Raw genomic sequence first — 7929 nt, 5'->3', positions numbered from 1 at the left:
CCGTCCAGCCAGCATGGTGAATCAGAAACCTACTGATTTGGGAATCCCAAATCGATTCAACCTAACTCCATCCCGCTTTAGCCGTTCGAAGAACGGCGTCGCTTCCGCCCGCCTGTGCCCGGGCAAGCCCGGCCATGACGATGGGAAGAGTTAATTTAACCTCGCGTTAACGGGATTCTTTAGCTCTTTAAGTCATCGCTTAAGGATTTGGCCTCACAGATAGACAATACAAAAAGCCCGCGCGGTTCGCGGGCAGGGTTTGTGTTGTTTAATGAGTAATCCCGCAGAAAAGCCCGAGGTTGTCCAGCTTCCGGCGGACCCGCCTGTCGCCCCGCCGGTCAACACCCGGCGCGCCGCGGCGCAGCGGGTGCGCGAGGCGCGCGACCGGTTAACGTCGACCAGCGGAACCCGCCCGGCTTTCGACACCGAACTGCTCCGGCAATATGCCCAGACCCGGATGTCGGCCTCCTATGTCGTCATGCTGCTGGTGGTTGCGACCGGTGTGCTGTTCGGCTTCTGGATGCACGTGATAGCGGCCATGGCCTGGACCTTCGGCATGCTGTGCATCCATGCCGTCATCATCCGCAATTGCCGCAGGTTTCTGGCGGTGCAGCCCTCGCTCGCCGCCACGCGCAAATGGCGCACGCGATTTGTGCTGCTCGACCTGCTCTACGGGCTGTGCTGGACCGCGATCCTGATCCACCCCGCCGGCCTCGACGTCGTGTCCAACACGATGATGATGTTCCTGATGCTGCTGGTGATCGCGGTGTCGAGCATGCTGGCGGCCAGCCTGCCGATCGCGGCGCTGGCGGCCACCGCGCCGGTGACGGCCGCGATCGCGCTGAATTTCGTGCTGGGCGGCACCTTCGACACTTACGCGCTCGCCATGCTGGCGCTGGCCGCCGAAGGCTATTTCGCCCTGCTCGCCCATCGCCTGCACTCGACAACGCTGGCGACGCTGGAGGCGCGCGCCGAAAAGGATGCGCTGATCGGCGAGCTCGAGCAGGCCAAGGCGATCTCCGACGAGGCGCGGCATCGCGCCGAATCCGCCAACGTCGCCAAGTCGCGCTTTCTCGCGCAGATGAGCCACGAACTGCGCACGCCGCTGAACGCGATCCTCGGATTCTCCGAGGTGATGAAGAGCGAAATTTTCGGCGCGCACACCGTGCCGGTCTACAAGGAATATTCCGCCGACATCCACAATTCCGGCGTCCACCTGCTCAACCTGATCAACGAGATCCTCGACCTGTCGCGGATCGAGGCCGGCCGCTATGAACTCAACGAGGAAGCGGTGTCGCTGGTGCATGTCGTCGCCGACTGCCACCATCTTTTGAAACTGCGCGCCACCAGCCGCGGCATCACCATCCACGAAGTGTTCGAACAGGGCATGCCGCGGATCTGGGGCGATGAGCGCGCCACTCGCCAGATCGTGCTCAATCTGCTGTCGAATTCGATCAAGTTCACCCCGCAAGGCGGCGATATCTGGCTGAAGGTCGGCTGGACCGCGTCCGGCGGCCAGTATCTGAGCGTGAAAGACACCGGCTCCGGCATTGCCGAGGACGAAATCCCGATCGTGCTGGCATCGTTCGGCCAGGGCTCCAACTCGATCAAGTCGGCCGAACAGGGCGCAGGGCTCGGACTGCCGATCGCCAAAAGCCTGATCGACATGCATGGCGGCACCTTCACGCTGAAATCGAAGCTGCGGATCGGCACCGAAGTCATCGTCACCTTCCCGCCGGAGCGCGTGATGTCGGCGCTGGCGCCGATGGCCGAGGAGGCCCCGCCCCTGCAGCCGGAGCCTGTCATCATTGCGACCGCGGACGAGAAACGCCGGGCGCGCCACAAACCGATCATGAGCGCCGGAACCGGACTGTAACTGGAGCGCTTGCGCAAACCACCGAAAGCATTTCACACTCCCTGAATGAGCAAAGAAACGCCGTGTATCGCTGTCTGCATGATGGACCCCAAAACCAAACTCTGCTTCGGCTGCGGACGAACGCTGCCGGAAATCGCGCAATGGCACCGCATGGACAGCGCGGAGCGGCTCGCCGTGATGGCGGGATTGCCGGCCCGCATGGCAGAGGCCGGTCTGGCGCAGATCGCGGAGCGTCCGACGTCCAGCTGATCGATCGCAGGACCACTCACGGAGGCGCGCGATGAGCCGCATCCTGCTCGTCCTGATCATGCTCGCCGCCACCGCCGGCGCCGTCGTTGCTTACGGCGACCCCGAACAGATCGCACGCGCCAGCGATTCCGTCTCGCAGATGCTGCGGCGGCACAGCCTGCAGCCGGCGCCCGCGGTGCAGATCGCGCGCGGCCAGGCCGGCGAATTCGCGCTGCATGCCAAGATCAACGGCGTCAAGGCGCCGATGGTGATCGACACCGGCGCGACCTCGGTGGTGCTGACCTGGGAAACCGCGAAGGCGATCGGGCTGCCGCTGGAGATGCTCGAATACAATGTCGACGTCGAAACCGTGGGCGGGCACACCAAGGCGGCGCGGCTGACGCTCGATCGTCTCGCGGTTGGTCATCTCGTCGAGAAATCGGTCCCGGCGCTGGTGGTGCAGCGCGGGCAGATGAAAACCAACCTGCTCGGCATGAGCTTTCTGGATCGCCTGGAAAGCTGGGGCGTCAAGGCCGACCAGCTGATGCTGCACGGCTATCCCGACGTGACGGGCAGCGTCAGCCCCCCGCGCCGCCCCCGGCGCGACCGCGCAGCCGGCAACTAGCGCGATCGCATCGCGCAGGGCGCTGCGCCGGTGCGATCGTTCCCGGCCGAGATTTCCGCTCCGATAGGAACCAGCTGCACCCCAGCCGCATTGAAATCGCAATGGCGCGGGTTTGGATCGGCACCTCTGGTTGGCACTACGATTCCTGGCGCGGCCGCTTCTTTCCCGAGCGGCTGCCGCTCAAGAACCAGCTTCAATATTACGCCAGCCAGTTTCCGACCACCGAACTGAACGGCGTGTTCTATCGAACGCCGACGCCGGAGGCCGTCAAAAGCTGGCGCGCCCAAACCGGCAAGGATTTCGTGTTTGCGTGGAAGGCGTCGAAATTCATCACGCACTGGAAGCGCCTGTCCGACAACTCCGCCAACAGCCTTGAACTGCTGGAGAACCGCCTCTCGCTGCTTGGCGGGAAGGCTGGTCCGATTCTGTTCCAACTGCCTCCGCAATTTCACGCCGACGCCGAAAGGCTGGCGTCTTTCTTCAAGCTGCTGCCGGACACGCGCCGCTACAGTTTCGAATTCCGTCACCCGAGCTGGTACGCGCCGAAGATATTGAGGCTGTTGTCCGACCAAAATATCTCACTCTGCATTTCGGATCATCATGATGCGCCGGCGCCATGGAAACGCACGGCCGACTTCGTCTACGTCAGAGGCCATGGGCCAGGCGGACGCTACAAGGGGCACTATTCCCCCAAGATGCTGGCCGATTGGAAGCGGCGTATCCGATCCTGGAAAAAGCAGGGTTGCGACGTCTACGTTTATTTCGATAACGACCAGAAGAGCGCGGCCCCCGCAGACGCCCTCAAGTTGCGTCTGCTGCTCGATCGATGAACCGCGGCCGAGGGGCATACCTGGTTAGGAACCATTCGGTTCGAGCGGATTTGATTCACGGTAACCAAATCTATTTGCTGAGGGATATCGAGCATTCAATGACGAACTCCTTCGACAAGCGGTCTCGTTCCCTGTGGATGGACGTCGAGGTCGCGCCAAACGCCCGCCCGTTCGAGGGCGACCGATCCTGCGATACGATCGTGATCGGCGCGGGTATCGCCGGGATTTCGACCGCTTACGAACTTGCCATCCAGGGCCAAAAGGTCATCGTGGTCGACCGCGGCTCGATCGCGGGAGGCATCACCGCCCGAACCACCGCACACCTCGCCCCGCTGTGCGACGACCTGACGTCAGAAATGATCAGGCTGCGCGGCGAAGAAATTTCGCGCGCTTTCTACGAAAGCCAGGCCGCTGCCGTCGACCGGATCGAAGAGATCCAGAAGACAGAAAATATCGCGTGCGATTTCCGCCGGCTGGACGGCTTCCTGTTTCAGGCCCCGAACACGGACTCAGCCATCATCGATGATGAGATGGATGCCGTTCGCAAGGTCGGTGCGCCGGTGCACCGCCTTGTAGGTGTCGAGGCGCTGGCGCATTGCGAGCAACAGCACGTGTTGCGCTATCCACGACAGGCCACCTTCCATCCCTTGAAGTATCTTCAGGGGTTGGTCAGCGCCATCGAGGCGAGAGGCGGCTTGCTGTATGCCGGCACTATCGTTCACGCGGTGGAGGAAAGTGGCGGTGACACCGTCGTCGTCACGGCTGACCGGGGCAATATCACGGCAGCGGCGGCGGTTGTCGCCACCAATTCGCCGATCAACAATACCGTCGCGCTGCACACCAAGATGGCGCCGTATCGCACCTACGCGATGGCCATGCGGATCAAGCGGGGCGCCCTGCCCGACGCGTTGTACTGGGATACGCTCGATCCCTATCACTATGTGAGACTGCAGCCGGGCGATAACCAGACCGACTACGTCATCGTGGGCGGCGCCGATCACAAGAGTGGCGAAGCCGACGACGCCGATGCCCGCTTCCAGGCGCTGGAGGCCTGGGCGCGGAATTTGATGCCCGCTCTTGGCGAAGTCAGCCACCGGTGGTCCGGCCAGGTGCTCGACACCATCGATTATGCCGCCTTCATCGGCCGCAATCCCGGCCAGCAGCGCATCTACGTTCACACCGGCGATTCCGGACAGGGCATGACCCACGGCGTCGTCGGCAGCCTGATCAATTCCTCCCTGATCCTGGGCAAGGAGGCGAAGTGGGTCGATGTCTATGAGCCCTCGCGCAAGACGCCATCAGCAATCGGAAACTTCCTGCGCGAGAACACAACGGTCGTGAAGAATTTCGCCGAGTATCTGGCGCCCGGCGAACTGTCGTCGCTCGACGATCTGAAGCCCGGCCACGGTGCCATCGTGCGGCAAGGCCTTTCGAAGATAGCGGCCTATCGCGACAATCATGGTGAACTATACAAGCGTTCGGCCGCCTGCACGCATGTCGGTTGTCATTTGCACTGGAATTCATTCGAGCGATGCTGGGACTGTCCCTGCCACGGCTCTCACTTCGCCGCCGACGGCACGCCGCTGAATGCGCCGGCGGTCTCAGGCCTCGCGCAAGTCGACTAGGCCAACGCGTCAATTCGTCCAAACCAGAGGATCGTAGGAACCAGCATGCACTCTGCCCGTTGATTGAAGAGCCCGTTCTGGGTGTATTTTTTTGACGGAGGATACCGTGGGACTGTTTTCAAAAGAGATCAAAACAATGGACGATATGCTGCTGCATGGGTTGCAGGATATCTACTACGCCGAGCAGCAGATTACCAAGGCGTTGCCGAAGATGGTCGAGCGAAGCACCAACCGCGACCTGAAGCAGGGACTGAAGAATCATCTCGAGGAAACCAACAAGCAGATCGAACGGCTGGATCAGGTCTTCAAGAAGCTCGGCAAGACACCTTCCGGCGCCGACTGCCCGGCGATCGACGGCCTGATCAAGGAAGCCGAGGCAACCGCCGGCGAGATCGAAGACAAATCCGTGCTTGATGCGGCCATCATCGCAAACGCACAGGCGGTCGAGCACTACGAGATTTCACGCTATGGCACCCTGATCGCCTGGGCGGAAGAACTTGGGCACGACGACATCGTGCGCTTCCTCACCACCAACCTTAACGAAGAAAAGGCGGCCAACACCAAACTGAACACCGTCGCGCTTCGCAAAGGCGTCAACCGGACGGCGGCGGGTTGATCCGGTCACCTCGTTTACAGACTGCGCCTAGGCCCATGGAAGGGTCCTGCTCGAAAAACCGCAGCATGGCCCTTCCCGAGTTACCTCGATTGCACCTACCAGCGTTGACGGTACTCTAAGACGAGAGGTCAACATGCAGCGCTTCCAAGGAAAAGTAGTGATCGTGACCGGCGCAGCGTCCGGCATCGGGGAGGCAACGGCACGCCGCTTCTCCGACGAGGGCGCCTGTGTTGCGCTGGTCGATCGCAACGAGATTCCACTGGCGAATGTCGCAGCCGATTTGGCCAAGGAATTGACCATTGCCCATGTCGCCGACGTTTCGGAAAGCGCGGCGACGCAGGCCATGGTCGAAACCGTCGTGAGGCGCTTTGGACGATTTGATGTCATGGTCAATAACGCCGGGATCTTCGAGGGCGGCGATCCCGCCGAAATCACCGATGCGCAGTGGCGCAAGGTCATGGCTACCAACCTCGACGGCGTCTTTTACGGGTGTCGTGCGGCGCTACCGCATCTTGAGAAGACCAAAGGATCAATCGTCAACACCGCCTCGGTGTCCGGGCTGGGAGGCGACTGGGGGATGAGTCCATACAATGCCGCCAAGGGCGCTGTCGTCAACCTGACACGCGCACTGGCGCTGGATCTCGGTCGCAAGGGTGTCCGCATCAATGCGGTTTGCCCCAGTCTGACCCGCACGGGCATGACCTCGGACATGATGGATGACGAGGAGCTGCTGACAAAGTTTGCGGAGCGAATTCCGCTAGGACGGGTCTGCGAGCCTGATGAGATAGCAGCTGTCATCGCGTTTCTGGCAAGCGACGATGCAAGCTTTATGACCGGCGCGAACGTAACGGGGGACGGCGGCGTGTCCGCCTCCAACGGCCAGCCGCCGCAACAGTAAGGTGAGTTTCTGAAGTCCAGCATTCGATGTCCGACCGAAAAGGATTAGGGCACCGGGCGGCTCGGCCGTGAGTCTGCGAGCGCGGGCCAGCGGGGGTTGAATCCATGCAAAATGCAACGCGCCGGCGCCGGAATCCAGCCATTGTGGGATATTCGAAGGTTTTTCCGTTGCGGAAACGCCACAGGCGCCCACCATTTTACGCGTTATTGCCTGCTGAATACATTGCCCAACCTAGCCACTCGCCCCTCGCTTAAGTAGAAAGATCAAAGTGACGGTTGTCAGGGCGCGTTCTGGAGCGCCCGGCCGTACGAGTTGCGAGCAATGGGAATGGCAAGAGAATTTCGATCGGGCACGGGCTCGGCAACCAAGTCAGCCAACGGCAACAACGTCACCCCGGGTTCACAACGCCGCCGCCTTCAAATCTCTGCCGCGATTGCAATTCTGACCTGCCTCGCGGCGCCGGCGAAAGCCCAGGACGCTACCTGGCTCGCCGCGCCCGGGTCGAACGACTTCAACACCAATACGAACTGGAATCCCGGCACAGTCCCGACGGGTGTCGCGTTCTTTGGTGCATCCAACATTACAGGCCTGACCCTCTCGGCCAATACCACCATCGGCGGGTGGACATTCAATGCGGGTGCGCCCGCCTACACGTTCACGAATACGCAGACTTTGACCTTCAATGCCGCCGGCATCGTCAACGGCAGCGCGGCCACGATTACCAACAACGCCGGGGCGTTTGTTCGGTTTGGCAATTCCAGTACGGCCGGAACCGCCACGTTCGTCAACAACGGCGAAATGCGTTTCTTCGACAGCAGTAGCGGCGGCAACGCCAGTTTCATCAACAATAATCTTCTCAATTTCCAAACCCAGAGCAGCGCCGGCAACGCCGTCATCACCAATAATGGCCTGCTCGAGTTCGTAGTCAGGGCCACCGGCGGAAATGCCGCCGTCCAACAGTGCCCTGGCGGTGGTCGATTTCGCCCACAGTCTTGGTCCGGCGAATGATGGTGCGCTCACGATCGGCTCGCTGGCCGGCGGCGGCAATTTCTATCTCGGCGCCCGCCGGGTCACGGTCGGGGGCAACAATCTCAGCACGACGGTGACCGGCGTCATCAGCGACTGCGGCGCCAGCGGCGTGGCCTGCGGCGACCCCGGCGCAACGGGCGGGCAACTGATAAAGACCGGAACGGGCACGCTGAATTTGGCGGGCAACAACATTTACACCGGC

9 protein-coding genes are annotated in these 7929 nt (G+C 61.7%); all 9 read left to right on the top strand.

Annotated features, from left to right (window positions below; genetic code table 11):
* Positions 1–271 precede the first annotated feature (271 nt).
* The gene (locus tag JQ558_RS36850; protein WP_212210844.1) at positions 272–1876 is read left to right on the top strand and encodes a HAMP domain-containing sensor histidine kinase; all 1605 of its coding nucleotides are present in this window, start codon (positions 272–274) and stop codon (positions 1874–1876) included.
* A gap of 45 nt (positions 1877–1921) precedes the next feature.
* Complete coding sequence (locus JQ558_RS36845; RefSeq protein ID WP_212031756.1) at positions 1922–2125, top strand: DUF1289 domain-containing protein; 204 nt, start codon at positions 1922–1924, stop codon at positions 2123–2125.
* Between the two features lie 31 nt (positions 2126–2156).
* Positions 2157–2729 (top strand): TIGR02281 family clan AA aspartic protease, encoded by a 573-nt coding sequence (locus JQ558_RS36840; RefSeq protein WP_212210842.1) that lies wholly within the window; start codon positions 2157–2159, stop codon positions 2727–2729.
* Between the two features lie 101 nt (positions 2730–2830).
* Positions 2831–3559: a DUF72 domain-containing protein gene (locus JQ558_RS36835; RefSeq protein WP_212296721.1), complete on the top strand. Its 729-nt coding sequence runs from the start codon at positions 2831–2833 to the stop codon at positions 3557–3559.
* Between the two features lie 98 nt (positions 3560–3657).
* Positions 3658–5184: an FAD-dependent oxidoreductase gene (locus tag JQ558_RS36830; RefSeq protein ID WP_212296720.1), complete on the top strand. Its 1527-nt coding sequence runs from the start codon at positions 3658–3660 to the stop codon at positions 5182–5184.
* A 106-nt stretch (positions 5185–5290) separates the two neighbouring features.
* Entirely contained in the window at positions 5291–5800 is a 510-nt protein-coding gene (locus tag JQ558_RS36825; RefSeq protein ID WP_212276904.1) for a ferritin-like domain-containing protein, read from the top strand.
* A 133-nt stretch (positions 5801–5933) separates the two neighbouring features.
* Positions 5934–6698: an SDR family NAD(P)-dependent oxidoreductase gene (locus JQ558_RS36820; RefSeq protein WP_212296719.1), complete on the top strand. Its 765-nt coding sequence runs from the start codon at positions 5934–5936 to the stop codon at positions 6696–6698.
* 327 nt (positions 6699–7025) lie between these two features.
* Positions 7026–7706: a hypothetical protein gene (locus tag JQ558_RS36815; protein ID WP_212296718.1), complete on the top strand. Its 681-nt coding sequence runs from the start codon at positions 7026–7028 to the stop codon at positions 7704–7706.
* Positions 7669–7929 (top strand): hypothetical protein (locus tag JQ558_RS36810; RefSeq protein ID WP_212296717.1); only part of this gene is annotated, 261 nt, incomplete at its 3' end. The genes JQ558_RS36815 and JQ558_RS36810, both read left to right, overlap by 38 nt.

Source organism: Bradyrhizobium sp. AUGA SZCCT0160, from assembly GCF_018130105.1.
Taxonomy (GTDB): Bacteria; Pseudomonadota; Alphaproteobacteria; order Rhizobiales; family Xanthobacteraceae; genus Bradyrhizobium.
Note: the sequence above shows the minus strand (reverse complement) of the source record. Positions and strands in the feature narration are given on the sequence as shown.